The 24132-nt window shown below is 67.7% G+C and carries 21 protein-coding genes and 2 pseudogenes; 14 read left to right on the top strand and 9 right to left on the bottom strand.

Annotated features, from left to right (window positions below; genetic code table 11):
• Nucleotides 1-5: 5 nt before the first annotated feature.
• The 4 genes and pseudogenes from A3ES_RS0123555 to A3ES_RS0123545 form a co-directional block, all read right to left on the bottom strand.
• Entirely contained in the window at nucleotides 6-1241 is a 1236-nt protein-coding gene (locus A3ES_RS0123555) for an NAD(P)/FAD-dependent oxidoreductase (RefSeq protein ID WP_020389305.1), read from the bottom strand.
• Nucleotides 1242-1316: 75 nt separating this feature from the next.
• Complete coding sequence (locus A3ES_RS57455; RefSeq protein ID WP_475008819.1) at nucleotides 1317-1547, bottom strand: GTP cyclohydrolase I; 231 nt, start codon at nucleotides 1545-1547, stop codon at nucleotides 1317-1319.
• A gap of 59 nt (nucleotides 1548-1606) precedes the next feature.
• Nucleotides 1607-1663: pseudogene (locus tag A3ES_RS57450) on the bottom strand (hypothetical protein); the annotation flags it as partial.
• A gap of 116 nt (nucleotides 1664-1779) precedes the next feature.
• Nucleotides 1780-2211 carry a DoxX family membrane protein gene (locus A3ES_RS0123545; RefSeq protein WP_020389304.1) on the bottom strand — a complete coding sequence of 144 codons (432 nt, stop codon included), beginning with the start codon at nucleotides 2209-2211 and terminating at the stop codon, nucleotides 1780-1782.
• Nucleotides 2212-2299: 88 nt separating this feature from the next.
• Between A3ES_RS0123545 and A3ES_RS0123540 the strand changes: the two genes are divergently transcribed.
• Nucleotides 2300-2983, top strand: a complete 684-nt coding sequence (locus tag A3ES_RS0123540) for a helix-turn-helix transcriptional regulator (protein WP_020389303.1) — start codon at nucleotides 2300-2302, stop codon at nucleotides 2981-2983.
• 298 nt (nucleotides 2984-3281) lie between these two features.
• Here the strand turns inward: A3ES_RS0123540 and A3ES_RS0123535 are convergent, their stop codons facing one another.
• Nucleotides 3282-4022, bottom strand: a complete 741-nt coding sequence (locus A3ES_RS0123535; RefSeq protein ID WP_020389302.1) for a FadR/GntR family transcriptional regulator — start codon at nucleotides 4020-4022, stop codon at nucleotides 3282-3284.
• Between the two features lie 320 nt (nucleotides 4023-4342).
• Between A3ES_RS0123535 and A3ES_RS0123530 the strand changes: the two genes are divergently transcribed.
• The 11 genes and pseudogenes from A3ES_RS0123530 to A3ES_RS48125 form a co-directional block, all read left to right on the top strand.
• Nucleotides 4343-5992, top strand: coding sequence for an ABC transporter substrate-binding protein (locus A3ES_RS0123530; RefSeq protein WP_020389301.1), 1650 nt, complete (start codon nucleotides 4343-4345; stop codon nucleotides 5990-5992).
• Between the two features lie 91 nt (nucleotides 5993-6083).
• The gene (locus tag A3ES_RS0123525) at nucleotides 6084-7046 is read left to right on the top strand and encodes an ABC transporter permease (RefSeq protein WP_020389300.1); all 963 of its coding nucleotides are present in this window, start codon (nucleotides 6084-6086) and stop codon (nucleotides 7044-7046) included.
• Nucleotides 7043-9010, top strand: coding sequence for a dipeptide/oligopeptide/nickel ABC transporter permease/ATP-binding protein (locus A3ES_RS0123520; protein WP_020389299.1), 1968 nt, complete (start codon nucleotides 7043-7045; stop codon nucleotides 9008-9010). The genes A3ES_RS0123525 and A3ES_RS0123520 overlap by 4 nt, the downstream gene beginning before the upstream one ends.
• Before the next feature lie 5 nt (nucleotides 9011-9015).
• Nucleotides 9016-10053, top strand: a complete 1038-nt coding sequence (locus A3ES_RS0123515) for an oligopeptide/dipeptide ABC transporter ATP-binding protein (protein WP_020389298.1) — start codon at nucleotides 9016-9018, stop codon at nucleotides 10051-10053.
• A gap of 31 nt (nucleotides 10054-10084) precedes the next feature.
• Nucleotides 10085-11197 carry a Gfo/Idh/MocA family protein gene (locus A3ES_RS48130; protein WP_020389297.1) on the top strand — a complete coding sequence of 371 codons (1113 nt, stop codon included), beginning with the start codon at nucleotides 10085-10087 and terminating at the stop codon, nucleotides 11195-11197.
• Nucleotides 11194-12198, top strand: coding sequence for a Gfo/Idh/MocA family protein (locus tag A3ES_RS0123505; protein WP_026163133.1), 1005 nt, complete (start codon nucleotides 11194-11196; stop codon nucleotides 12196-12198). The genes A3ES_RS48130 and A3ES_RS0123505 overlap by 4 nt, the downstream gene beginning before the upstream one ends.
• On the top strand, nucleotides 12195-13292 hold the full coding sequence (locus A3ES_RS0123500) for a Gfo/Idh/MocA family protein (protein ID WP_020389295.1): 1098 nt from the start codon (nucleotides 12195-12197) through the stop codon (nucleotides 13290-13292). Before A3ES_RS0123505 ends, A3ES_RS0123500 begins: the two co-directional genes overlap by 4 nt.
• Entirely contained in the window at nucleotides 13289-14227 is a 939-nt protein-coding gene (locus A3ES_RS0123495; protein ID WP_020389294.1) for a dihydrodipicolinate synthase family protein, read from the top strand. Before A3ES_RS0123500 ends, A3ES_RS0123495 begins: the two co-directional genes overlap by 4 nt.
• Before the next feature lie 2 nt (nucleotides 14228-14229).
• Nucleotides 14230-15156 (top strand): ROK family protein, encoded by a 927-nt coding sequence (locus tag A3ES_RS0123490; protein ID WP_020389293.1) that lies wholly within the window; start codon nucleotides 14230-14232, stop codon nucleotides 15154-15156.
• Nucleotides 15153-15839, top strand: coding sequence for an N-acetylmannosamine-6-phosphate 2-epimerase (locus A3ES_RS0123485; protein ID WP_020389292.1), 687 nt, complete (start codon nucleotides 15153-15155; stop codon nucleotides 15837-15839). The genes A3ES_RS0123490 and A3ES_RS0123485 overlap by 4 nt, the downstream gene beginning before the upstream one ends.
• Before the next feature lie 193 nt (nucleotides 15840-16032).
• Nucleotides 16033-17820 (top strand): annotated as a pseudogene (locus tag A3ES_RS48125) (discoidin domain-containing protein); the annotation flags it as partial.
• Nucleotides 17821-17920: 100 nt separating this feature from the next.
• Here the strand turns inward: A3ES_RS48125 and A3ES_RS0123475 are convergent.
• From A3ES_RS0123475 to A3ES_RS57140, 4 genes are all read right to left on the bottom strand, one after another.
• Nucleotides 17921-18793 carry an SDR family oxidoreductase gene (locus A3ES_RS0123475; protein ID WP_020389290.1) on the bottom strand — a complete coding sequence of 291 codons (873 nt, stop codon included), beginning with the start codon at nucleotides 18791-18793 and terminating at the stop codon, nucleotides 17921-17923.
• The gene (locus A3ES_RS0123470) at nucleotides 18790-19923 is read right to left on the bottom strand and encodes an MBL fold metallo-hydrolase (protein ID WP_157630704.1); all 1134 of its coding nucleotides are present in this window, start codon (nucleotides 19921-19923) and stop codon (nucleotides 18790-18792) included. Before A3ES_RS0123470 ends, A3ES_RS0123475 begins: the two co-directional genes overlap by 4 nt.
• Before the next feature lie 54 nt (nucleotides 19924-19977).
• Nucleotides 19978-20997: an AraC family transcriptional regulator gene (locus A3ES_RS0123465; protein WP_026163132.1), complete on the bottom strand. Its 1020-nt coding sequence runs from the start codon at nucleotides 20995-20997 to the stop codon at nucleotides 19978-19980.
• 62 nt (nucleotides 20998-21059) lie between these two features.
• Entirely contained in the window at nucleotides 21060-21380 is a 321-nt protein-coding gene (locus A3ES_RS57140; RefSeq protein ID WP_020389287.1) for a PucR family transcriptional regulator, read from the bottom strand.
• Between the two features lie 79 nt (nucleotides 21381-21459).
• Here A3ES_RS57140 and A3ES_RS54210 point away from each other — a divergent pair, with 79 nt between their 5' ends.
• Both A3ES_RS54210 and A3ES_RS0123450 read left to right on the top strand, forming a co-directional pair.
• Nucleotides 21460-21774: a hypothetical protein gene (locus A3ES_RS54210; protein WP_157630703.1), complete on the top strand. Its 315-nt coding sequence runs from the start codon at nucleotides 21460-21462 to the stop codon at nucleotides 21772-21774.
• Nucleotides 21775-21997: 223 nt separating this feature from the next.
• A complete protein-coding gene (locus tag A3ES_RS0123450) occupies nucleotides 21998-24118 on the top strand; it encodes an MMPL family transporter (RefSeq protein ID WP_157630702.1) in 2121 nt (706 codons plus the stop codon).
• The last annotated feature ends 14 nt before the right edge of the window (nucleotides 24119-24132 follow it).

Genomic DNA, 24132 nt, shown 5'->3' with positions numbered 1-24132 from the left:
CGCCGCTAGGCCATGACGTGCGCGGCTAGAGGCACCGAGGTGTCCGCGAGGCGATCGGGGTCGACTGGTTGCCGGCTGCGGATCAGCTCCTCGACGGGCGCGATGCCGTCGTCCCAGAGGTTGACCTGCATGCCCGCCACTACCCGGTCGTCGGCCAGCCAGAATGCGTGGAATGCCTGTCCATCGACGTCGCCGCGGGTGACGAGCCGATCGTAGCCATCCGGGCCGATCCAGCCGGAGAACTCCATCCCGACGTCGTACTGGTCGGTGAAGAAGTAAGGAAGTTTGTCGTAGGCGACTCGCTGGCCGAGCATCGCCTGGGCCGCGACCGGCGCGCCGTGCAGCGCGTTGGCCCAGTGCTCGGTCCGCAGATGCCCGCTGTAGAAGGGGCGGTACGAATTCGCGACGTCGCCTACTGCAAAGACGTCGGGGTCTTGCGTGCACAGCATCTCGTTGACGACGATCCCGTTGTCGCAGCTCAAATCTGCCCGTTCGGCGAGGTCGGTGTTCGGGATTGCGCCGATCCCCACGATGACCGCGTCCGCCGCGAACTCGCTGCCGTCATCGGTCAGGACGCCGGTCACACGGTCGGTCCCCTGGAACTCGGTCACAGTGTGACTCAACCGCAGATCGACGCCGTGGCGCAGGTGCAGTCCGGCGAAGAACGCGCCCATCTCGCTCCCGAGGGCCGCGATCAGCGGTGCCGGCCGCGGATCGATCACGGTCACGACGCAACCGGACTCACGGGCCGCTGCGGCGGTCTCCAGGCCGATCCAGCCGCCGCCCACGACGACGATCCGGCCGCCGGCGCGGATGGTCTCGCGCAACCGGTCGGAATCTTCTACTCGCCGCAGGTAGTGCACGCCCTCGAGGTCCGCGCCCGGCAGCCGGAGGTGACGCGGAGACGCCCCTGTAGCCAGCAGCAACTTCGCGTAGCCGATCCGTCCGCCGGTGTCGAGTTCCACCTCGTGGGCGGCGCGGTCCAGCAACGTCACGCGTCGACCGAGCAGCAACTCCACCGCATGCTCGGCGTACCAGTTTTCCTCGTGTACGTAGATCTTCGCTCGTTCGTCCTTGCCCAGCAGGTAGCCCTTGGACAACGGAGGCCGCTCGTAAGGGTGCTCGGTCTCGTCGCCGATGAGAACGATCCGGCCGGCGAAGCCAAGCTCTCGCAGTGTCTGGGCCGCCGTCGCGCCCGCCAGGCTCGCGCCGACGATGACGTAGGTGGGTTCCTTGTTCATGATCACCTTTCCAGTGATGAAATCTCGGGACGTAGCTAGGCAGAGCAGATGCTGACGGCGCCGGGTTAAGTCTGTTCAGGGCCGGATGCACAGGTGCTCCGCCTCGATCACCACACCGACACCCTTGGGCGCCAGGTTCTCCTGCAGCCAGACGGCGACCTGTTTGGTCAACCGCTCCTGGACCTGCAGATCCCGGGCGAAGAGCTCGACGACCCGCGCCAGCTTCGACAGGCCCAGGATCCGATTCCCCGGCAGGTAACCCACATGGGCGACGCCATGGAACGGAAGCAGGTGGTGTTCGCGCACAGCGAGTTCACTGGGATGCTTCTGGCCAGCACCAGCTCGTCATAGCCTTCGTCGTTGGGGAAGCTGGTGAACTCGAACGCAGGTGGCGTGAGCAACTCGGCATACGACCTGGCCACCCGCCGCGGCGTCTCGGCGAGGTGCTCGCCGGCCGGGTCCGAGCCGCTGATGCTTCAGCAGTGCTGCGCGAATCGGTCCGGTACTGAGACGGTCATGCGGTTGGTCCTTCCCAGCCTCAGGAGCTGTGGCGTGCCGGCGCGTACTTGGTGGCGAGTCGGGACAGGGCCAGGGCGGCGACCAGGAGTCCGAAGTCGCGGAGTGCGATGTCGTAGAAGCCTGAGAGTGTGAGTAGGTTGAGGATGATGCCTGCGAGCCAGGCGGCGACGATCAGGGCGCCGTAGCGGGGGATCAGGGCGACTGCGATGCCGGCGACGATCTCGACGATGCCGATGGCGTACATCGCGTCTTGGCCGGAGCCGGGGACGATGTCGTTGATCCAGGGGGCCAGGTAGCCCGGCCAGTCGGCGAGCAGGTTGGCGAACTTGTCCAGGCCGAAGGCGATCGGCGCCACCGTGAAGACTGTTCGCAGGACCAGGAAGGCCTGGTAGGCCGGGTCGGACAACGCCTCCCGGCTCGGTGTGCGGTTGCTCGGCACCTCAGTCGTCATAGCTCCCACTCCTTCTAAAGTAGATATACTTTGACTTTAGAAGGAGGTGGGGTTTTAGTCAATGGGAGTTAGCTTTAGACTGGTTGTCGTGGACACCAGCAGGGAAGCGCGGATCTTGGCGGTCGCCACGTTGGACGAACCAACGCGGCGGCGCCTCTACGACCACGTCGTACGCCAAGCAGCCGCGGTCACCCGGGACGAAGCGGCCACTGCCCTGGGCCTGCCGCGCGCCACGGCGGCATTCCACCTCGATCGGCTGGCCGACGAGGGCCTACTGGACGTCGTCTTCGAGCGCCGCACCGGCCGCTCCGGCCCCGGCGCCGGCCGGCCATCGAAGCTGTACCGCCGCTCGGAGAACCATGTCGAGGTATCCCTGCCAGAACACCGGTACGACCTGGCCGGCCGCCTATTGGCCGCCGCCATCGAAGACGCCGAGGCCACCGGAGAATCGCCGCGTGAAGCGCTCGACCGCCACGCCCGCCAACTCGGCAACCAACTCGCCGCGACAGCCAGAGACGCCGGTACTACGGAAGCCGGGCCCGAGACCGTGATGCGCATCCTCGAGGCGCAAGGCTTCGAACCCCGCACCGACGAAGACGCGATCGTCCTCGGCAACTGTCCGTTCCACACCCTCGCCCAGCAGCACGCCGACCTGGTCTGCGAAATGAACCTGTGCCTCATCAGCGGACTGCTGGCCGGCCTGAGCACCAAACTGCAAGCCCACCTCAGACCACAGCCCCGCCACTGCTGCGTCCGCCTCGAACCCGCATAGCAAGCGGCCCAATCGACGACCCCGGCACATCCCGGTCGTCACCTCCCGCTCCAACTCCGCAAACGCCGGCAACTTGCAACGAAAGCTCCGCTCGCGTGAATCAGCCGGTGGGCAAGGTCTCGACGGCGTTCGGGGTGGTGTCGGCGTCTCTAGGTCGACCAGTGCAGCCGGTGTCGCAGGTCTTGTATCGGCTCGACGAAGAGTGTGTTGAACAGGCGGTGGATCTCGTTTGCAGGTCAACGCGATCAGGCCTGGTGGGGTTGAGGTTTCGGCTCGTCGGTCGCGGTGGGTCGGGTTCTCAGGATGCCTTTGCTGCCTTGGCGGCTTGGATGAGACCTCGGATTGGCAGGTAGTGATTGGTCACAGCGACCTGCAGCGCTTGCGTGTCGCGGGCTGCCGCAGCCTCGGCGAGGGCGACGTGCAGCCGGGCGGTCTCCCTGAGGTCCGGCGGGCTCTGGCCGAGGGTGGGGGCGACAATCGCCTGTACCTCCCAGAATGCTGCGGTGAGCTGCTCGATGAGATCGTTGCCGAGTGGCTCCATGAGCAGAAGGTGGAACTGCCGGTCCAGGTCGAGGAAGTCCTCACCTCGGGCGGCTGATTCGCACATTCCCGTCGCCAGCGCGCGCAGCGCATCTAGCTGACCGTCGTCGAGGCCGGCGGTGATCTGGGCGGCCAGCCCCTGCTCGATCGTCTCGCGCACCTCCACGACCTGCTCGAGCACGTGGTGGTCGGCCTCGCCGCTCAGCAGCCCCCGGAACGCCAGGCTCTCGACCAGCGCCGTCAGCGACAGGCCACCGACGTAGGTGCCATGTCCATGACGAACCTCGACGATGTCCAGCGCGCTCAGCGTCTTGACCGCCTCGCGGACGCTGCTGCGGCTGGCGCCGATTGCCTCGCAGAGCTCGGATTCAGTCGGCAACGGGTCCCCAGGCTTGAGCTGGTTGCGCAGGATGTACTCCTTGATGCCCACAATCACTTCTTGGCGGCGGGCACCTGAGCGGCCGTTGGCAGGAGGTGTCGTCGTCTCGAAAACAGGCATCCGCCGTGTCCCTCCTCGATGCGTCTGTTCGCTCATCCACCGGCGGATGTCAGACGTCATACGACCACCATATCCGATGGTCGCCTCAGCAGCCACGCCCGTCAGCCGCGACCCTCAAGGGTCACTCTGAGCGACCGGTTTCCCATGGTCCCCCAGCCTGCCCTGGTGCGCCAGCTTTCTTCAATTCACTCCTTGCCTTCCCGCGATCGGCTGTGGCACAGTCAGCGCAATGGCATAAGACGTCTGATGTCAGATGAAGTCTCCTTTAAACTTGACCAAGAGGACACGTCCTGTCCTCGAAACACCCCGGAGGTCCGCAAATGAGCTCGAAGTACTCAGGTGAGGCGAGCGCACGCAACCTGCGCAGCTACAGCCGTCGCAGCTTTCTGCAGGTCACCGGTGGCCTGTCCCTCGCTGCCGCGCTGACCGCGACGATCGGTGCCTGCGGCGGTCCCGCGTCAAGCAGCGGCGCCGGCCAGGGGTCGGGCAAGGGTGTGGACAACCTCGATGTCGCCATTGGCTACAACAACAACAGCAGTTGGGACCCGCACAACACGGGATCGGCCTTCGCGATGGCCGCCCACAACCACGTCTACGAATCGCTCTGGGATGCCAGGCCCCGCAGCCGTGAGCCCTATGCAGCCCTCGCTGCCGAGCTACCGGTGGACGCGGCCGCCACTGAGTGGACGGTGAAACTGCGCGAGGGCGCAACCTGGCACGACGGCAAGCCGGTGACGGCGGACGACGTGGTCTTCTCGTTCAACCGGGTGCTCGCCACCGACAAGAAGGTCCTGACGAACGCCTTCTTCGCGTCCTGGCTGGCAGGGATCACCAAGGTTGACGAATCCACCGTCAAGATCTCGCTGAAGTTCCCGTTCCGGGCCGCCACCCAGCGTTTCTCGATCATCAAGATCCTCCCCAAGCACCACTTCGAGGGGCAGGCCGGCGAGTTCCTCTCGTCCGGCAAGAACGCCGTGGGGTCCGGTCCGTTCAAGGTGGCCGGGCATCAGGACACGTCCTTCACCAAGTTCGAGGCCCATGCCGGCTACAACGGGCCGGTCAAGCCGGCCTTCAAAACGATGCAGTGGAACGTGTCCGTCGACGCCGCCGCACGGCTCGCGCTGCTGACGTCGGGTGTCTCCGGAGTACAGATCTCCGACAACATCCCGCAGGCCAACATCGAAACCCTCAAGGGCAAGGGACTGACTGTCGAGGGAGCCGACAGCATGAACCTGCTCGGGCTCGCGTTCAACACGAGCAGGAAGCCGTTCAACGACAAGCGGGTTCGTCAGGCTCTGCGCCTGGCGATCAACGCCAAGAAGCTCATCGACGTCTCGATCGCGGGCAAGGGGACCCCGTCCACTGGCTTCCTGCACGAGGCAAGCCCGGATTACCACCGCGCCGCGACACAGTACGAGTACGACCTGGGCAAGGCCAAGGCGCTCCTCGCCCAGGCGGGCGTGAGCAACCTCAGCGTGCGGCTGATGTCGACCAACATCTCCTGGACGGCCGTGGCCGTGAACGCGATCAAGGAGTCCTGGGAGGCGATCGGCGTCAAGACATCACTCGACGTCCGCGAGACCGCGGCGTTCAACACGGCCGTGGCCGCCGGTGAGCCGGCTGACGCTCTGACCTTCTCCGGCAATCCCAACCAGTTCGGGGCGGACGCCGACCTGAACATCCGCTGGTTCTATTCGACCTCCACCCCATTCCTGCCGTGGAACAAGTGGGGAACCAGCCCTGAGTACAGGGTGCTGGACGACCAACTCGACGCCGCGCTCAAGGAGAGCGACGAGGCCAAGCACAAAGAGCTGATCAACAAGGCTATGGACACGATCGCCGACGAGGCGGTCATCTACCCGGTCATGCACATGCAACTCTTCACCGCTTGGGACCCAAAGAAGCTGGATGGCGTGCAGGCGCTGGACATCCCGGGCGTCAACATGCTCCAGGTCAAGCGCACCGCCTGACCTGTCGACTGGCGCGCCGCGAGTGCGGACGCGCCAGTCTCTCTGGGGCCACTGCATTGACCGTCGATGATCTGTTGGAAGGAGACCGCGCGTGACCATCGTCCTGCGCTTGCTCGGTCGCCGGCTGGGCTCCCTGGTCCCGCTGGTGCTGGGCATCACCTTGTTCGTGTTCACGGTGATGCAGTTCTCCAAGACCGATCCGGCCGTCGCGGTCTTCGCTGACGCGCCGGTGTCGCCGGAGCAGCTGGACCAGTTCCGCCAGGAGCATGGTCTGGATCGGCCGTTCTTCGTTCGGTATGTGGCTTTCCTGGGCCTGCTCGTGCACGGCGAACTCGGTAGCAGTCTCGCCACCGGCCAGAGCGTCATGTCACTGATCTCCACTTCCCTGCCGCTGACCCTGCAGCTGACGTTCCTGGGTCTGCTCCTTGCTCTGGTGGTCGCTCTCGTTCTCGGCACGGTGTCGGCCATCTTCCGCGATGGCTGGCCGGATCAGCTGATCCGGGTGGTGACACTCGTCGGTGTGGCGGCCCCGTCCTTCTGGGTGGCCCTTCTGCTAGTCCAGTGGCTGGCCATCGACAATCCGGTCTTCCCGTCCGGCCGGTATGTCAACCCGGGCGACTCCCTGTCCGGGTGGATCCTGACCATGACGCTGCCGGCGATCTCGCTGGCGATGCCCATCGCCGCCCAGATGACGCGAATCATCCGCACCTCGATGGTCGAGGAACTCGACCGTGACTATGTGCGGACCGCTCGGGGAGGTGGGTTGCCACCGGTGGTCGTTGTCGGGCGCAACGTCTTGCGCAACGCGCTGATCAATCCGCTCAACGTGCTTGGGCTGAGGATCGGCTACCTGATGGGTGGCGCCGTCGTCATCGAGCAGATGTTCAACCTCCCGGGCATGGGCCAGGTGATGATCGAGGCCGTCAAGAACAACGAGCCCGCCATCGTGCAGGGCGCGGTTCTGACCATCGCTCTCGGGTTCGTCGTGGTCAATCTGACGGTCGACGTCCTCTCCCTCCTTGCCAATCCGCGACTGAGGAGCCAGCACGCATGAGGAAGCAGTTGACCGAACGCCTGTCCCGGCCCGGGCTACGACTGGGGCGCCTCACCCTGGCAGGCTGGATCTCCCTCGTCGTGGTCGCCGCTGTCCTGCTCATGGCTGTGCTCGGACCGTTCCTGCTCGGCACCGACCCCAACGCCCAGTCGGTGGCCGCGGACAAGGCGCCCGGCGACGGGCACCTGCTCGGCCTGGACATCCAAGGACGCGACATTCTGGCCCGCCTCGTCCACGGGGCCCGCTGGTCCCTGGCCATCGGGCTCGGCGCCACCGCTCTGGCCCTGGTCTTCGGCTCACTGATCGGAGCGATCGCGGCAACGACCCACCGAGTCGTCGACGAGCTCATCATGCGCATCCTCGACGTCGTGATGGCCTTCCCCGGCATCGCTCTCGCGGCCGTACTGGTCGCTGTCTTCGGCCGCTCCCTGCCGGTCCTCACTGCCGCCATCGGCTTTCTCTACATGCCCATGGTCGCTCGCATCGTGCGAGCCAACGTCCTGGCCCAGTACAGCGAGGACTACGTGGCGGCCGAGCAGATCATCGGAGCCCGGGCCCCCTTCATCCTGATCCGCCACGTGGCCGTCAACTGCGCAGCGCCGGTGCTGGTGTTCTGCACGGTCCTCGTCGCGGACGCCATCGTGTTCGAGGCCTCGCTATCGTTCATCGGCGCGGGAGTCCAGCAGCCGGATGCCTCCTGGGGCAACGTCATCGCGGAGGGCAAGCAACTACTCCTGCTCGGCGGATGGTGGGCTACGGTCTTCCCCGGGGCTCTCATCTTCCTCACGGTGGTGGCACTCAATATCTTGTCCGAAGGGATCTCCGACGCCCTCGCAGCGCCATCCGCGAAGTCCGTTTCCGCAGCCAAGGCCGCGAAGACCGCGTTGGCCCGGGAGGCGGGGCCGGTCGAGGGCGTTCGCCAGACCTTCGACCTGCCGGACACCAGCGCCGCCGCCGCCCGGATCAGAGCGCGATTGCGCGACTTCTCCGGTGTCGAGCCGGTTCTCGCGGTCCGCGATCTCACCGTCTCTTTCCCGGGCAGGCACGACGGGGTCAACGTCGTCGACGGCATCAGCTTCGACGTCCGGCCGGGTGAGGTCCTCGGCCTGATCGGCGAGTCCGGCTGCGGCAAGTCGCTGACTTCGCTGGCCGTGATGGGACTGGAGCCCAGGGGCGCCGTGGTCGGCGGCCAGGTGGTCTTCCAAGGGGCTCAGTTGCTCGAGATGAAGGCGCGCGCCCGTCGCCAGACCATGGGCCGGGGCATCTCGATGATCTACCAGGACGCACTGTCCTCCCTGAACCCCGCCATGACCATCCGTCAGCAGCTCGGCCAGTTCGTACGCCGCGGTGGCAACCGCTCCGCGATGGAGTTGCTGGAGCTGGTGAACCTCGACCCGCAGCGAACGCTCAAGGCTTACCCGCACGAGCTGTCAGGCGGCCAGCGCCAACGGGTACTCATCGCCATGGCCCTGTCCCGCGACCCCAAGCTCGTCGTCGCCGACGAACCCACCACGGCCCTCGACGTGACCGTCCAGGCACAGGTCATGAAGCTCCTGCTTCGACTCAAGGACGAGTTGGGCTTCGCGCTCATCCTCGTCTCCCACGACTTGGCGCTGATCTCGGACATCGCCGATCGCGTAGTGGTCATGTACGGCGGGCGGATCGCCGAGAGCGGCTCGATCGACAAGGTCGTCGGCAGTCCCGAGCACCACTACACCCGGGGCCTGCTGTCCGCCGTTCTGTCTCTCGAGACCGGCCAGCAGAACCTCATGCAGATCCATGGCGTCGTCCCGTCTCCGGCGAGCTTTCCCCGAGGCTGCAGATTCTCAGACCGCTGCCCGATGGCGACAGACCTGTGCCGGGACACCCCGCCACCGGTGCTCCGGGTCGCCGACCACCTGGTGGCCTGCCACCACCCCGCTCAGGCGCCGGCAGGAACCGAAGCTGAAAGGGCATTCGCGTGAGTAGCATGACCGCCGACGACCTCCTGACCCGCGACATCCGCCCTGGTGTGCCAGTCCTCGAACTGCGCGACGTGCACGTCCGGCACCGAATCAACGGGGCGAAGCTCTTCGCAAAGGACACCGTCTACGCCCTCACCGGCGCCGACCTCGTAGTCGACGCGGGCGAGACGGTCGGCATCGTCGGGGAGTCCGGCTGCGGCAAGTCGACTCTGGCCCGCACCGTCGTCGGCCTCCAGCAGCCGTCTGCCGGCGAGGTTCTGTTCAACGGCCGGTCCCTGTGGAGCATGTCCCCGGACGAGCGCCGCAGCGGATTCGGCAGCGAGGTCGGGATGATCTTCCAGGACCCGTCCACCGCTCTCAACCGGCGCATGCCCGTGCGCCAGATCATCCGTGACCCGCTGACCGTCCACGGTGTCGGTGACAGCGCATCGCGAGACATGCGAGTGCGCGAGCTCATGCAACTCGTCGGGTTGCCCACCAGTTCGGCCGACGCGCTGCCCGCCCAGCTCTCCGGTGGCCAACGCCAGCGGGTCGCCATCGCCAGGGCTCTGGCACTCAACCCGTCGCTGCTCGTCGCGGATGAGCCGACCTCCGCGCTCGACGTCTCGGTCCGGGCCCAGGTCCTCAACCTGCTGCTCAAGCTGAAGGACGACCTGAACCTTGCGATGATCTTCATCTCGCACGACATCCAGACTGTCCGCCGGATGAGCGACCGGGTCGTCACCATGTACCTCGGTCGCATCGTCGAGGAACTGCCTGGGCAGAGCGGCTCCGAGAGCATCCGCCATCCCTACACCCGGGCGCTGTTCTCGGCGACTCCGAGCATGCTGGACGAGATCCACCCGATTCCCCTCGACGGGCCGGTGCCGTCCGCGGTCCACCCGCCGACAGGGTGCCCTTTCCACCCACGGTGCTGGAAGGCGACCTCGCTGTGCGCGGAGCGAATGCCCGCGGTCGACACGCTGTCCATAACACCGCTGCACACGGTCCGCTGCCATCACCAACTCACCGAGGGCGACGCCCCTGAGGAACCTCTCGGCTGACCCTCCCACCCCCGACCTCCAAGGACCACTAATGACTGCGCGTCCTCTTCGCATCGCCGTTATCGGTGCCGGATTCTTCGGCAGCACCCTCGCCCGCGCCGCGGCGGACCACGCCGCCCTCGAGGTGGTCCTCGTCTGTGACCGGGACGGTGAGGCCGCGGCCAGACTCGCCAAAGACGTCGGCGGTACGCCGACGACTGACCTGGCCGAGGTCGAGCGCTCGGCAGAGGTCGAGCTGGCCATGGTGGCGACGCCGAACCATCTCCACGCCGAACAGGTGATGCGGCTGCTTCAGGCGGGCAAGCACGTGTTCGTGGAGAAGCCGCTGACCATCGACGCCGAGGACGCCAGGGCAATGGTGGTCACGGCTGCCGAGCATCAGCGGCTGCTCCTTGTCGGACACGTTCTCCGCACTCTTCCAGGCGTGAAGAGAGCGCATGCCATGGCCAGCTCCGGCCAACTCGGGCAGCTGCTCGAGGCGTACGGCGTGCGGTCCCGGGTGGTGCACGTCCCCGACGGAGTGACTGACTGGTGGAAGCTCGACAGCGCCCGAAGCGGTGGTGAAATGCTCCACGAACTCCACGAACTCGACCTCATCTGCTGGTTCCTCGGCGAGCCCGACCGCGTCGAGGCCGTTGCTGGAGCCCCACTCCCCCTCGGAACCGGGTCGGCCGACACCGTCCACCTCACCACCCTGGGGTTCCGCTCGGGAGCGGTGGGACACCACGAGCTGTCGACCTCGGCGCACGCTTCCGCTTGGGGGTTCCGGATCGGAGGTACCGAGGCCGCGATCGAGGTCGACTTCAAGACGTCGCGGGTCCGCCGATTCGAGGACGGACGAGTGACCGACAGCTGGGATGTGTTCGACGCTACCGCCGCCAACGAGTCCCTTCGCGAGTCAGCCGAGAAGCGACAGGCCTACCACAGCCACAACGACGCAGCTGCTACCACTCCACTCTGGATGGCCACTGCTGTGCGTCACGAGCTCGACGAGGTGGTCTCGCACCTGAGGGAAGGTGCAGGCGTTCTCGCTGACCTGCCGGCTGCCGCAGTACTGGCTGGGCTTGCGGCCCTGGACAGGGTGCGGTCAACGGCCGGCCCCGCGCAGGCGGACGCCACGGTTGACGCGGGCGGCGGACGATGAGTCTGCGTGTTGCGGTGCTGGGCTCGGGGGCCATCGCAAAGGATCACGTCACCGCGCTCCGCGAAGTTCCCGGTGTCGAGATCGCCTATGTCTACGGCTCAGACCTCGCCCGCGCACAGAGCCTTGCCGGCCTGGCGCCTGGCGCTGTCGCCACCACCGAGCTCGACCGTGTGCTGGGCGATCCGTCGGTGCATGGCGTGGACATCGTCAACGCGACTCCTGATCACGCAGCATTCACGCTCCGGGCGGGAGAGGCGGGCAAGCACGTCCACGTGGAGAAGCCCGCTGCGCTCAACTTGGCCGACTTCGATGCCATGGTCTCGGCAACCGCAGGCACGTCTTTGATGGTCGGCCAGACCGTGCGCTTCCAACCATCGGTGGCCACCGTCGCCAAAGCGGTCGAAGCCGGCGAGGTTGGCCGACCACGCCTGGCGCACATCACTTGGTACACGGGCTACGTCTGGCCGGCGGGCTGGCGCGGCTGGCAGCTCGACCGGGCCAAGTCCGGAGGACACCCGGTCCACAACGGCAGCCACTGCCTGGATCTGGCGGTGTGGCTCTTCCAACGCACCCCGGTGAGAGTCTTCGCCCGGAGCTTTCCGAGCTACGCCGCGGGGATGCCGGTGCACGACAGCTTCCACCTGACCGTTCGGTTCGACGACGACTCGCTGGCGCTTCTGGAGATCTCCTACGCTCTGCGCAAGCAGGCCGACATGCTGCGACGCATCGTCGTCTCCGGCACCGGGGGGTCGCTGGCCCACTCGACTCAAGACGATCCAGGCCTTACCAGTGACGGCGCCCGACCGGCGCCCAGCTCGGTCGAGGGGGCCATGAACGTCCAGCTGGCCCACTGGATCGACGTCATCACCGGTCGAGCCGAGCCGGTGGTACGTGTCGATGAAGTGCGTGCGGCACTCGCCGCAGGCCTGGCCGGCCAGGAATCCCTGGATACCGGGCGGGCAGTGGACGTCGCTCCCTCGCCGCTGGTGGTGACACTGTGACCGCGCCGCAACCGGTACGCGTGGGCTTCCTGTCCGGTGTCCGCCACGCCCTCCCGTACGCCGACCTGCTCGGGAAGGACGCCCGGGTCGAGATCGTCGGGGTGGCTGAGGGGTACGACGCCCCTGCATGGGTGCGCGAGGATTCGGAGGCTGCCGCCCGGTCGATGGGCGTGCGGTTCCACCAGGACCTGCCCTCCCTCCTCGATCCGGAGTTGGTCGACGTACTGGTGGTCTGCAGCGAGCCGACCCGGCATGCTTCGCTGGCGGTCGCCGCGCTGGAAGCCGGGTTGCCGGTGCTCGTCGACAAACCCGTGGCCACCACCAGTAAAGAGGTCGAGACGATCCAGCAGGCGGCAGCCCTCGCCGGGCGCCCAGTGGGCATCGTCAACCGGTTGGACAGTCCCGCCGTGCAGCGGCTGCGTCGGTGGGTCGATGCCGGACACCTCGGTCTCCCCCTGCACATCGACGCCGAGTGGTTCGCCGGCGGCGCGCACTTCGCGACATCGGTGGAGCGCCCGGAACTGGTTGTCGACCCCGCGTTGTCCGGGGGCGGAGAGCTCCTCAACTTTCTGCTCTACCCGCTGGACTACATCCGCCACCTGACCGGGCTCGAGGTCGTTGAGATCTACTGCGAGGCGGCAACCCTGTTCAACGAGCCGCATCGAGCCAGCGGCGTGGAGGACTGCGCTGTGGTGTCCCTCCTGCTCGAGCGCGGCGTCACTGCGACGGTCACCTTGGGACGGGTGCCGGCCGCGCCCGGCCTTGGCCCAGTTTCCTCGTCCCTGCGCCTGCTGGGTTCCCACGGGCATGCCACCGCGGACGACGACTTCCCGCAGGTTCGCAGGTACGACACCGAAGGCGGGGTTCAGTCCATGCCTGTGGAAGGCCCCAGCTCCGTCGCAATCCTGCGCCGGTTCCTCGTCCCCTGCATCCTCGACCTGGCCGCCGGACGACAGCCCAACTACTCCCTGGCCGACGCGCACACCAGCCTCGCCGTGACCGAGGCCGCCTATCGCTCCGCCCAACTGAACCAGCCCGTTCGGGTTGGCACCGATGTTCAGACCATTTCTGCAGGACCGAAGGAGACAGCGTGACCAGCCCCACCGCCCGGTTCGCCGGCATCGTGCCGCCGATCGTCACCCCCCTCGACGAGGACGGCGGTGTCGACGTCGCCTCACTCGAGCGCCTGATCGAGCATCAGCTCGCGGCCGGCGTCCACGGCATCTTCGCTCTGGGCAGCTCGGGCGAGACAGTCTTCCTCACCGATGCGGAACGCGACCGCGCTCTCGAGGTCATCGTCAAGACCGTCGCCGGCAAGGTCCCGGTCATCGCCGGGTGCATCGAACCGTCGACGCAGCGCGTCATCGACCGCGCCCGTTCTTCCCTGCGCCTGGGCGCCGACGCGCTCGTGACCACAGCGCCGTTCTACGCGATCGTCGGACCGCACGAGACCGAACGACACTTCCGGTCCGTGGCGACGGCGACCGAGCTACCGCTGCTCGCCTACGACATTCCGGTGTGTGTGCACACCAAGCTGTCGGTGGACCTCGTCACGCGGCTCGTCGCCGAAGGTGTCGTCGCCGGCGTCAAGGACTCGAGCGGCGACGACGTCGCATTCAAGCAACTACTGCTGTCGGTGGCGGACAACGCCCCCGAGGCGAGCTTCAGTGCCCTCACCGGCCACGAGATTGTCGTCGACGCGATGATGCTCGCCGGAGCATCCGGTGCGGTGCCCGGTCTGGCCAACGTCGATCCAGCCGGCTATGTGCGGCTCTACAACGCCTGCGTCGCAGGCGATTGGGCTACCGCCCGGGTCGAACAGGATCGGCTGACTCGCCTGTTCCGCATCGTCGACGCCGCGGATCCGGCGACCGCCGCAGGCGCCACTCGGGGAGTTGGCGCGTTCAAGACGGCACTAGTGCTGCTCGGCGTAATCGACAGCAACGCGGTCTCCCTTCCCCTGCGACCGCTTGACGCGGAGGAGACCGGCCGCGTGCGCACGCACCTGGAGCAGGCGGGACTCCTCTAGCAATGCAAGTCACTGAAACGGTCGCCGCGGTCGATATCGGCGGTACCAAGACCGCGGCTGCCCTCGTCACTCGCGCAGGCGAGATCGTCACCCGGACCAGCACGCGCACCCCCGGCGGCGAAGGCGCCGCGGCGATCCTGCGAACCGCGGCTGCGCTCCTCCAGCACCTGCGAGCAGAGTCGGCTGCCCTCACCGTGCGGGCACTCGGCGTGGGTAGTGCCGGCGTCGTCGATGCCGGCACCGGACGAGTGCTCGGCGCCACCGAGGTACTCCGTGGTTGGGCCGGCACAGACCTGCGCGGCGCGCTGACCACCGCGACAGAACTCCCGACGACGGTGATCAATGACGTGCACGCTCACGCCATCGGCGAAGCCAGACACGGGGCGGGCGCCGGCGCGCCCACAGTCCTGTTCCTGGGGGCGGGTACCGGGATCGGCGGATCGTTCGTCATCGACGGTGAGGTGATGACCGGTGCCCACAGCGCCGCCGGACACGCTGGTCACCAGCCGAGCCCGTACGCCGCGAAGCTCCGGTGCACCTGCGGCGGTTCAGGGCACCTTGAATCCATCGCTGCCGGACCCGCTCTGGTAGCCGAGTATCAGCGTCGTTCTGGGGCAGCCGTTGCCGACCTGCGCGCCGTGTCCGCACTGGCTGGACAGGGCGACTCCATCGCCCTCGACACGATCGCCCTCGGAGGTGCTGCTGTCGGCTCCGCGATCGGAGGGCTGGTGAACGTCCTCGACCCACACATCGTCGTCGTGGGTGGTGGCGTCAGCATGCTCGGTGAGGTCTGGTGGAGCGCTTTGCGCACCGAGATGCGGCGCGAGACCCTGCTGTCGCTGATCGACGTACCGGTCCTGCCAGCCGCGCTGGGCATCGACGCAGCCTTGGTCGGAGCGGCCGAGCTCGCCTGGGGAGCCCTGAGGTGACCGAGTTGCTCGATGCTATTCGCGGAGGGCTCGTGGTGTCCTGCCAGGCCTACCCTGGTGAGCCGATGCGCAATCCCGACACGATGTGCCGGGTCGCCCAGGCGGCGTCGCTCGGAGGCGCCGCCGGCATCCGAGCACAGGGGCTCGACGACATCGCAGCGATCCGCGCCGTCGTCGACCTACCGCTGATAGGCCTGTGGAAGGACGGCGACGATGACGTCTTCATCACCCCCACGCTCGAGCATGCCCTGGCCGTTGCGAAGGCAGGCGCGCACATCGTTGCCATCGATGGGACCGCCCGGTCACGGCCGGACGGACTGTCGCTCGCCGAAGTGATCAGGGGTATCCACGAGTTCACCGGCGCACTGGTGATGGCCGACTGCGCCACCCTCGAAGAAGGCATCGCCGCAGCAGCGAGCGGAGCCGACCTGGTCGGTACGACGCTCGCCGGCTACACCGCGTACACGACGAAGGGCAGCGGGCCGGACCTGGACCTGGTCGCCAAGCTGGCGGCAGCGGTCGACGTACCGGTCGTCGCCGAGGGGCGCATCCACACCCCCCAGCAGGCGGCTGCTGCCATCAACGCAGGGGCGTGGACGGTTGTCGTCGGCACCGCCATCACCCACCCCACGACCATCACCGGCTGGTTCGCCACTGCCATTGCCACTGCCAACATCCAGTAGCCAGACATCCCCGCCCGGGTCAATCGGCGACGAGGTCGCCCTCAGGAAAGGTTCAGGCATGACAAGATTCCGGCGCGCTCGCGCCCTCCTGCCACCAGTCGTCGTCGCGATCGGCCTCGCCACGGCAACCGGCGCGTCAGCCACCGGTGGGGTGCCCATCCCCGACGGCGGCGCTCCCCTGTATGCCGAGCAGAACCTCGCGGTCAACGGCCAGGGCGGTTTCCCGAACTATCGCATCCCCGCGCTGACAACCACGCCGAACGGAGATCTGCTGGCCTCCTACGACGGGCGGCCTACTGCGATCGACGCCCCTGGGCCGAACTCCATCCTGCAGCGCCGCAGCACCGATGGCGGGCGAACCTGGGGCGACCAGACCGTCGTCGCCGCCGGCAAGACCACGCAGCCGATCAAGGGCTACTCGGACCCGAGCTACCTCGTCGACCGGCAGACCGGCGCGATCTTCAACTTCCACGTGTACTCACAGAATCAGGGCTTCCTGGGCAGCAGGCCGGGCACCGATCCAGCGGACCCGAACGTGCTGCATGCCAACGTGGCCAGGTCCACCGATGACGGCCACACCTGGACCCATCGGACGATCACGGCGGCGATCACGCCAGATCCGGGCTGGCGCAGCCGGTTCGCCGCGTCCGGCGAGGGTATCCAGCTCCGCTACGGCCCGCACGCCGGGCGACTGATCCAGCAGTACACGATCATCAATGCCGCGGGTACGTTCCAGGCCGTCAGCGTGTTCAGCGACGACCACGGTGAGACCTGGCGAGCAGGCGAGGCCGTCGGCACCGGCATGGACGAGAACAAGACCGTCGAGCTCTCGGACGGGCGGGTCATGCTCAACAGCCGGGACTCGCAGCGCAGCGGGTACCGCAAGGTCGCCGTCTCGACCGACGGCGGTCAGACCTACGGGCCTGTCACGATCGACAGGCAACTTCCCGACCCGACGAACAACGCCTCGATCATCCGCGCCTACCCGGACGCGCCCAAGGGCTCGGCCCGGGCCAAGGTGCTGCTCTTCTCCAACGCAGGCAGCCAGACCGCGCGCGCCAACGGGACCATCCGGCTGTCCTGCGACGACGGCCGGACGTGGCCGGTTTCCAAGGTCTTCCGGCCCGGCTCCATGTCCTACTCGACCCTCACCGCCCTTGCCGACGGCACCTACGGGTTGCTGTACGAACCCGGTTCCGGAATCCGGTACGCCAACTTCAACCTCGCCTGGCTCGACGGTATCTGCGCTCCCATGACCATCGATGACGTCGCCGTAGACGCCGGCGGCCAGGTGACCGTGCCGATTGCCATCGACAACCAGTCCGGCCTGACCGTCCCCCGTCCGGAGCTCACGCTCTCGACCCCCGACGGCTGGAGCGTCCGCGACGCCGCCTCGGACCGCCTCATGCCCGGGCAGCCATCAAGGGCGCGCGCGACCATCTCGGTACCGGCCGGCACTGTGCCGGGTGAGTACCCGATCACCGCGACCCTGCGTACAGACAGAGGAACCACCTCGCAGGCATTCACGGTCACCGTCGGCCTGCTCGACCAGAGCCGAATGAGCATCGCGGAGGTCAACAGCGAGGAGGTACTCGGCGAGAACGGCCGCGCAGCCAACATCCTCGACGGTGACCCGGCCTCGATCTGGCACACCCAGTGGTCGACAACGGACCCCGACCCGGGCTACCCGCACCACGTCACCGTCGACTTGGGCGGCACCCAGCCGATCAGCGGGATCCAGTACCTCCGCCGAGCTACCGGCAGCAACGGACTGGTCGGCGATTACGCCATCTACACCAGCCTGGATGGCCAGAGTTGGGGCGAACCAGCTACCACCGGTCGGTTCACCTCGGCCAGGCCCGCCCAGCGCGCCACCTTCCCGCAGGTGGAGGCCCGCTTCGTCAAGGTGGTGGCGCTTTCCGAGCTGAGCAGCCAGAGGTGGGCCTCGATCGCAGAGCTCAACGTGGAGGGCAAACGCTGAACACGGCGGCCTCGACCGGACTTCGTGGCCACCATGGTTTCCGGGCCGGTACGCCGCTGTGCTCTGGCGGCACACGAGCTACAGGCGCGTCGACCGGACCTTACGCCGAGCGTGCAGATCGACGGCGAGCTCGTCGCATCCCATTAGGTGCGGGCCCGCCGCTGGCCAGCAGTTTTTGCTGTACCCGGCGGCCTTGCGCGACCACGAGCGGCGTGGCGGCGAGGCCGAGCGCCGGCACGGCGTCGGCGAGTCGGGCTGCCAGGCCACGCCACCTCGGTACGGGCGCGACGAGGTGCGGCTTGTCGAGCACCTTGCCGATCGCCTTGACTACCTCCTCGGGGTACAACAGCTTGCCGGAGAAGGACATGGCCGAGCCGGGGTCGTCGAGCTTGTCGTGCAGCATCGGGGTCCAGATGCCGTCGGGGCAGACGCAGGAGATGTTGATGTCCTTGATGTTCGCGGCCCGCAGGTCCGCCATCGTGCTCAGGCTGAATCCCATCGCGGCGTGCTTGGAACCGCAGTAGACGGCCTCGCCGGTGACCGCGGTAAGGCCCGCGAGCGAGACGATGTTGACGATGTGGCCCCCGCCGGAGCCGCGCATCGCGTCGATCGCTGCCACGGTGCCGTTGATGGTACCGAGGGCATTGACCTCGAGCATGAGCCTGCGCACGGCGGGATCCTGCTCCCACGCCGGGCCGGTGGCAAGGACGCCGGCGTTGTTGACCCAGGTGTCGAGTCGGCCTGCCCGGTCGACGATCTCGTCTCGGGCTGCCTCGACCTGGGCATGGTCACGCACGTCCACGACCCGGGCGAAGGAACGCGTACCCAGTTCCGCCGCGGTTGCCTTGGCCGCTTCTGCGTCAATGTCGGTGACAAGCACGGTGTGGCCCCGGGAGACGAGCAGTTCGGCGATCTGCTTGCCTAGTCCGCGGCCGGCTCCTGTGACGACGGCGCCGGCGAGTACGGGGTTCATCGCAGCCCAGCCCGGATCTCGCCGTACTCGATGCCACCGTGGAAGAAGGTCGGCACGACGGGCCAGAACCGCTTCCACGGCGCCAGTTCGCTCGAGGGGAGGATCTGCAGCCAACGCGGGTCGCGCACGCAGGGGTCAGCGAGTGTCTTCTCCTTGACCATGGAGTCGTACTGGTCGAGGGAGTCCTCGAGGGTGTTGGCGTTGGGGCAGACCTCCCGGCCGAAGTCCTCGTGGTAGCGCCGGACACCGGGAATCTTCGAGAGCTCAGGCTGCCAGTTGTCCAGCGCGACGCCGTTCTCCGAGGAGACCCAGACGCCGTCGGCGGTATTGATCGCGAGCGAGTGGTTTCCGTCCGTGTGGCCCGGCGTCCACAGCAGCGCGATGCCCGGACCGAGTTCGATATCGCCGTCGAAGGTGACGAACCTGGCAGGGTCGACGCCGTCAAGTCCACCGTCGACGTACCACGCCCATTGCATCGGGTGCAGCGACTGCAACGTGGCGAGCTCCCGGCTGTGCACCAACATCCTGGCGTCGCCGAAGAGCGGTCGGCGAGGCCCGGCCTCGCCCGCGATCACCTCGGTCGAGCCGAGGATCATCCTCGGGTCCTGCACGTGGAGGTGGTCGAACGTGCAGAAGTCGATGTCACCGGCGGACAGCCCGACCTGGGCCAGTCCGTTGGCCGGCTCGTTGTAGTACTTGAGCACCACCTTTTCGATGAGCTTGCCCCCCGGCACCCTTCCCATCAGCTTCTGAAGGTTGCGATAGAAGGGAGCCTCGGCCGACCCGTCGGGCACCGTAGGCTCGAAGAGCAACGTGCGTGGGCTTCCTCTCCAGTCGTCGTACTGCACGATGATCATTCGGTTGATCATCGAGATCAGGGGCAGGCTCGGCATCGATACAGCGTCGTGGAACGCATACTTGACCGGGTACGGCGCTGCCGCGATGTCGACGGACTTCACGGCGTGCACCTGGCCCTGGCTCTTGAACCGGGTCTTGTACGCCGCGGCGGCCGCGCGCACCGCCTGCAACCGTTCGCCGCGCGGCCAGACGTCGTGGACGCCGTCGAACTCGGGAATCGGGCGGGCGCCGATCTCAGTGAGGTCCTGCTTTGCCGACTGCTGCGTAACCATGCTGCAAGCCTGCGACGCCATGAGGTCCGAGACTTGTTTCCAGACGACAATCCCTCAGGGATGTTGCCGCGCTCTAGCCCGCAGCTCCCGCGGGCTGGTCCCGTGCCATCTATGCACGGCATGGCTGAGGGTCGATTGCTCGGTGAACCCGATGAGCAGCGCGATCTGGCCCAGCGGGAGGTCGGTGGTGGTGAGATAGCGGTGGGCAGCTTCCCGCCGCACCTCGTCGAGGATTTCCTCGTACGTGGTTCCCTCCTGTGCCAGCCGCCGCTGGAGGGTACGCGGGTGCATCGCCAACAGCCGGGCACAGTGGACCAGCGACGGTACGGCGACACCCAAACTCTCGGCCAGGGCCCACCGCACCCGCACCGACACACGGCCTCCCGGGTCGGGATAGTGCCGAGTGAGGTACTCCACGGCGACCTGCCGGACCGCGGCGTCGGCACTCGCGAATCGTGCGTTCAGCAGTTGGTGCTCGACCCGCAGGGCCGCCGTGGGCGCCCCGAACTTCACGTCGGCGCCGAAAAACTCGGTGTAGCGGTGCACGGGCGAGAGCGGCTGGTGCGGGATCTCGACCGACCGCAGGCCAGTGCTGCCACCGACGAGGCGCACGGCCAACTGATGGAAGAGTCCGAGGCCGAGCTCTGTCGCCTGAGGGGAGTAGGAGGATTCGCGCAGGTCCTTGCCGTAGGTCAGGGCGACGACACCTCGCCACCCCCGCGGGTCGGGCTCGACGCCGACGCTGAGGGCAGGACTGTGCACGAACATGAAACGGCACGCGCACTGAAGGGCCTCGGCCGCCGTCGCCGATGACTCGATGGCCAGCGCGAGTGGGCCGAGGATGGCGAGGTCCTGACAGACCGCCAGTCGCAGGCCCAAATCCGGACAGCCGAGCTCCTCGGCCGCCGCGTCGAGCATCAGGTCGTGCTCGGTGATGGGAATCAGCCCGTCGTCGGAAGCCAACGTGGCGGCGGAGATGCCGAATCGCCGCAGATAGTCCTCAGGGTCGCCGGAGAGCGCTCGGACGAGCGGCACGAAGCCGCGCAAGCTCGCGGCCCGGATCATCGGCGCCATGGTGCACAGGGTAGGTCCGGAATCTACTGATTCGAAGCCGACGCCGAAGTCTTGACGGGGCACTAGCCTCTCAGGACCGTCGGTGAGGTGCGAGCGACCCGCAGCGCCAACTGCAGTGCGAGACGAGTGTCGCTGTGCGCCAAGGAGGTACCAAGAATCGTTTCGGCGCGCGCGATCCGGTGGGCCACGGTGTTCCGGTGGACGCCGAGTACCCGCGCGGTTTGCATCGTCGAACAGGATCGGTCCAAATATGCTTCCAGCGTCTCGAGCACTTCGCTCTCGGCAGCGTCGACCAGCGGCCGAAGGATTTCGGCGGCGTAGTCGCCGAAGGCGCTCCCAGCCGTCCGTCCGCTCGACCAGCGCGTTGAGGTGCACTCCGGCATCGCTCAGCCTGGTCGCCAGCGTCCCAGCGGCGAAGGCCGGTACCGCGCTGCCCTCCGGAAAGCGGAAGTGGATCCCGGTGTGCCATCCCGACAACTGCCACCCGGCCATGGTCGCCTGCTCCGCGACGCCCTTCGGAATCGCGTCACCGTGCTCCAGGATCTCAGTGAGCAACGTACTTCGCAGGCGGGCGTCACGCTCCGCATCGGACTGGCGATGGGCCAACCAGCCAAGGATGCCGCCGCGGGCGAGGGTGAGCGCTTGCACCGCGGTACGGCGCCAGAGCAATCCGACGTTCCGGCGTTCCGCCACCACCCACAGCGATGGAGCCGCGCCGATGCCGGTCACCGGCAGCACCGCGGTACTGATGCCGTCTTCGTCGAAGAACACCGGTGACCGGGCAGTGACGATTCGGCTCAGCTCTGCCCAGGGCCTCATCCGCCGCTGACTCAGCAGCAACAGCAGTCGAGGCAGGAACTACTCGCGGCCGCCGCACCCGCAGGGCTGACCTGTACGCCGGGGGGTGTACGCCGTCCGGCGTACCCGCGTCGCCGTCGGGGTCCTGACCCACTCCCCCGGCACGACGCGCCGACCCCTTGCCGGCGACGAGGGTTGGGCCATGACCACTTCACTTCTCAGCCGGGCTCTGAAGGCCCTCCACGCAGCCCCACGTCGTTCACTCGTGGCGATCTTCTTCTTCGTCATCGTCGCCGGCGTCCTCGGCGGCCCCGTCGCCGGTGCTCTCGAGACCGAAGGCGGCTTCGTAGCCTCGAGTGCCGACTCCGTCCGCGCCGTAGAGCGGGTCGAGGCCGCCACGGGACGCAGCCCGTCGGCCGGCATCGTCCTCCTTGTCAATGGCGGGTCCGAAGGGCCCGCGATCGACGCCGCCGCCAACACCCTCAAAGCGGTCGACGGCATCGCCGCCGTCGACCGGGGTGGGTCCGCGACGGATGGCTCCTCGAGCCTGGTCACCGGCACCCTCCGGGCCGGCGCCAGCAGCGACGAGGTCGCGACCGACGTCCTGGAGGCGTTCGCCGACGACCCCGCCGTCACCGTCGGCGGCCAGGCCGTCGCCGGCGTCCAGCTCAGCGAGCGGGTCGCCGAGGACCTCAGCCGCGCCGAACTGATGGCCTTCCCGATCCTGATCGTGCTGTCGCTGCTGATCTTCGGCGGTCGCGCCGCGGTCCTGCCACTGGTCGTTGGCATCACCACCGTCATGGGCACCTTCCTGGCGCTGGCTGGGATCAACCAGGTCTACGGCCTCAGCGTCTTCGCGCTCAACCTGGTGATCGGTCTCGGGCTCGGGCTGGCCATCGACTACACCTTGTTCCTGGTCAGCCGCTACCGCGAGGAACTGGATCGCCAGGGGCCGACGTTCGGCGCCGTTGCCACCACCATGCGCACAGCCGGCCGCACAGTGGCCTTCTCGGCAGCCACTGTCGCGGTCGCGCTGATCACGCTCACGGTGTTTCCCCTGGGCTTCCTCAAATCCATGGGCCTGGCCGGCGCGGTCGTCGCGGTCGTCGCCGCCGTCGCCTCGCTCGTCGTCACCCCGGCGATCTTCGGCCTCTGGGGCGCGAAACTGGCCCGCCGGTCCCGGCGTACGTCGGGATCCGAGCGCCGCTGGTACCGCCTCTCGCAGCTGGTCATGCGCCGCCCCGGGCTGGTCGCCGTCGCGACCGCCGCGGTGATGGTCGCGCTCGCGGTACCGGCGCTGCGGGCCGAGTGGACCCCGGTCGACGGCACTGTGGTGCCCACCGATCTCAGCGCCCGCGTGGTCAGCGACACCGTGGCGCAGAAGTACGACGGCTCTGGCAACACCCCCGTGACCGCTGTGGTGAGCACCGGTGACGCTGCCGAGGCTGCGGCCTTCGCTGACGCGGCCTCGTCCGTGGAAGGTGTCGAAGTCCCTGCCAAGGCCGTAGACCTTGGACAGAACACCTGGCAGATCGACCTGGTCGTCGTGGGTGACGCCGCCGGGGACGTCGCCCAGCAGGCCGTCGCCGACGTCCGCGACCTGGCCACCGACCAGGGGGTCGACGCCCTGGTCACCGGACCCGCCGCCGAGTTCCTCGACCAGCAGGCGGCCATCGCCGACGGCCTGCCGCTCGCGATCGCGCTACTGGTCGGGCTCACCATGCTGGTGTTGTGGCTGATGACCGGATCGGTGGTACTGCCGGTCAAGGCGGTGGTGATGAACGCCCTGACCGTCGGTGTCGCCCTCGGAGTACTGACCTTCATCTACCAGGACGGACGGCTGACCGGCCTGCTCGGTTACACCCCCAACGGCGGTGTCGAACCGACCGACTTCCTGGTGGCCGCCGCTGTGGTGTTCGCCCTGTCGACCGACTACGGAGTGTTCCTCCTCGGCCGCATCCGGGAGTCCCGCGAGGCCGGGCTCTCGGAGCGTGACGCGGTGGCGACCGGTCTGAGCCGCACCGGCAGCGTCGTCACCGCGGCGGCGATCCTGCTGGCGGTCGCGATCGGAGCGTTCAGTACCAGTTCGATCTCCTTCATGCAGCAACTCGGCCTGGCCACCGCGGTCGGCGTCCTGGTCGACGCCTTCGTCGTCCGCTCGCTGCTGGTGCCGGCCCTGATGGGGCTGATGGGCAAGTGGAACTGGTGGGCGCCGATGCCGCTGCGCCGGCTCCACGACCGGATCGGCCTGTCGGAGGGCGAGTCTGACGCGGACAAGCACCTCGCGCAGGCTGAGGCAGACCGCCTGGCACATACTCCCTGAGGACGACGCCGCTC

Origin of the sequence: Kribbella catacumbae DSM 19601 (genome assembly GCF_000372465.1) — a bacterium.
GTDB classification, from domain to species: Bacteria; Actinomycetota; Actinomycetes; order Propionibacteriales; family Kribbellaceae; genus Kribbella; species Kribbella catacumbae.
Note: the sequence above shows the minus strand (reverse complement) of the source record. Positions and strands in the feature narration are given on the sequence as shown.

What these genes read in the sequence shown, in the direction of transcription:
- A3ES_RS0123465 (WP_026163132.1), bottom strand. Translation starts at nt 20,997, where the DNA reads ATGGCGCCGATGATCCGGGCCGCGAGCTTGCGCGGCTTCGTGCCGCTC.
- A3ES_RS48130 (WP_020389297.1), top strand. Translation starts at nt 10,085, where the DNA reads ATGACTGCGCGTCCTCTTCGCATCGCCGTTATCGGTGCCGGATTCTTC.
- A3ES_RS0123535 (WP_020389302.1), bottom strand. Translation starts at nt 4,022, where the DNA reads ATGCCTGTTTTCGAGACGACGACACCTCCTGCCAACGGCCGCTCAGGT.
- A3ES_RS0123520 (WP_020389299.1), top strand. Translation starts at nt 7,043, where the DNA reads ATGAGGAAGCAGTTGACCGAACGCCTGTCCCGGCCCGGGCTACGACTG.
- A3ES_RS0123555 (WP_020389305.1), bottom strand. Translation starts at nt 1,241, where the DNA reads ATGAACAAGGAACCCACCTACGTCATCGTCGGCGCGAGCCTGGCGGGC.
- A3ES_RS57140 (WP_020389287.1), bottom strand. Translation starts at nt 21,380, where the DNA reads ATGCCGGAGTGCACCTCAACGCGCTGGTCGAGCGGACGGACGGCTGGG.
- A3ES_RS0123515 (WP_020389298.1), top strand. Translation starts at nt 9,016, where the DNA reads ATGACCGCCGACGACCTCCTGACCCGCGACATCCGCCCTGGTGTGCCA.
- A3ES_RS0123505 (WP_026163133.1), top strand. Translation starts at nt 11,194, where the DNA reads ATGAGTCTGCGTGTTGCGGTGCTGGGCTCGGGGGCCATCGCAAAGGAT.
- A3ES_RS0123490 (WP_020389293.1), top strand. Translation starts at nt 14,230, where the DNA reads ATGCAAGTCACTGAAACGGTCGCCGCGGTCGATATCGGCGGTACCAAG.
- A3ES_RS0123530 (WP_020389301.1), top strand. Translation starts at nt 4,343, where the DNA reads ATGAGCTCGAAGTACTCAGGTGAGGCGAGCGCACGCAACCTGCGCAGC.
- A3ES_RS0123470 (WP_157630704.1), bottom strand. Translation starts at nt 19,923, where the DNA reads ATGGTTACGCAGCAGTCGGCAAAGCAGGACCTCACTGAGATCGGCGCC.
- A3ES_RS0123475 (WP_020389290.1), bottom strand. Translation starts at nt 18,793, where the DNA reads ATGAACCCCGTACTCGCCGGCGCCGTCGTCACAGGAGCCGGCCGCGGA.
- A3ES_RS0123545 (WP_020389304.1), bottom strand. Translation starts at nt 2,211, where the DNA reads ATGACGACTGAGGTGCCGAGCAACCGCACACCGAGCCGGGAGGCGTTG.
- A3ES_RS0123450 (WP_157630702.1), top strand. Translation starts at nt 21,998, where the DNA reads ATGACCACTTCACTTCTCAGCCGGGCTCTGAAGGCCCTCCACGCAGCC.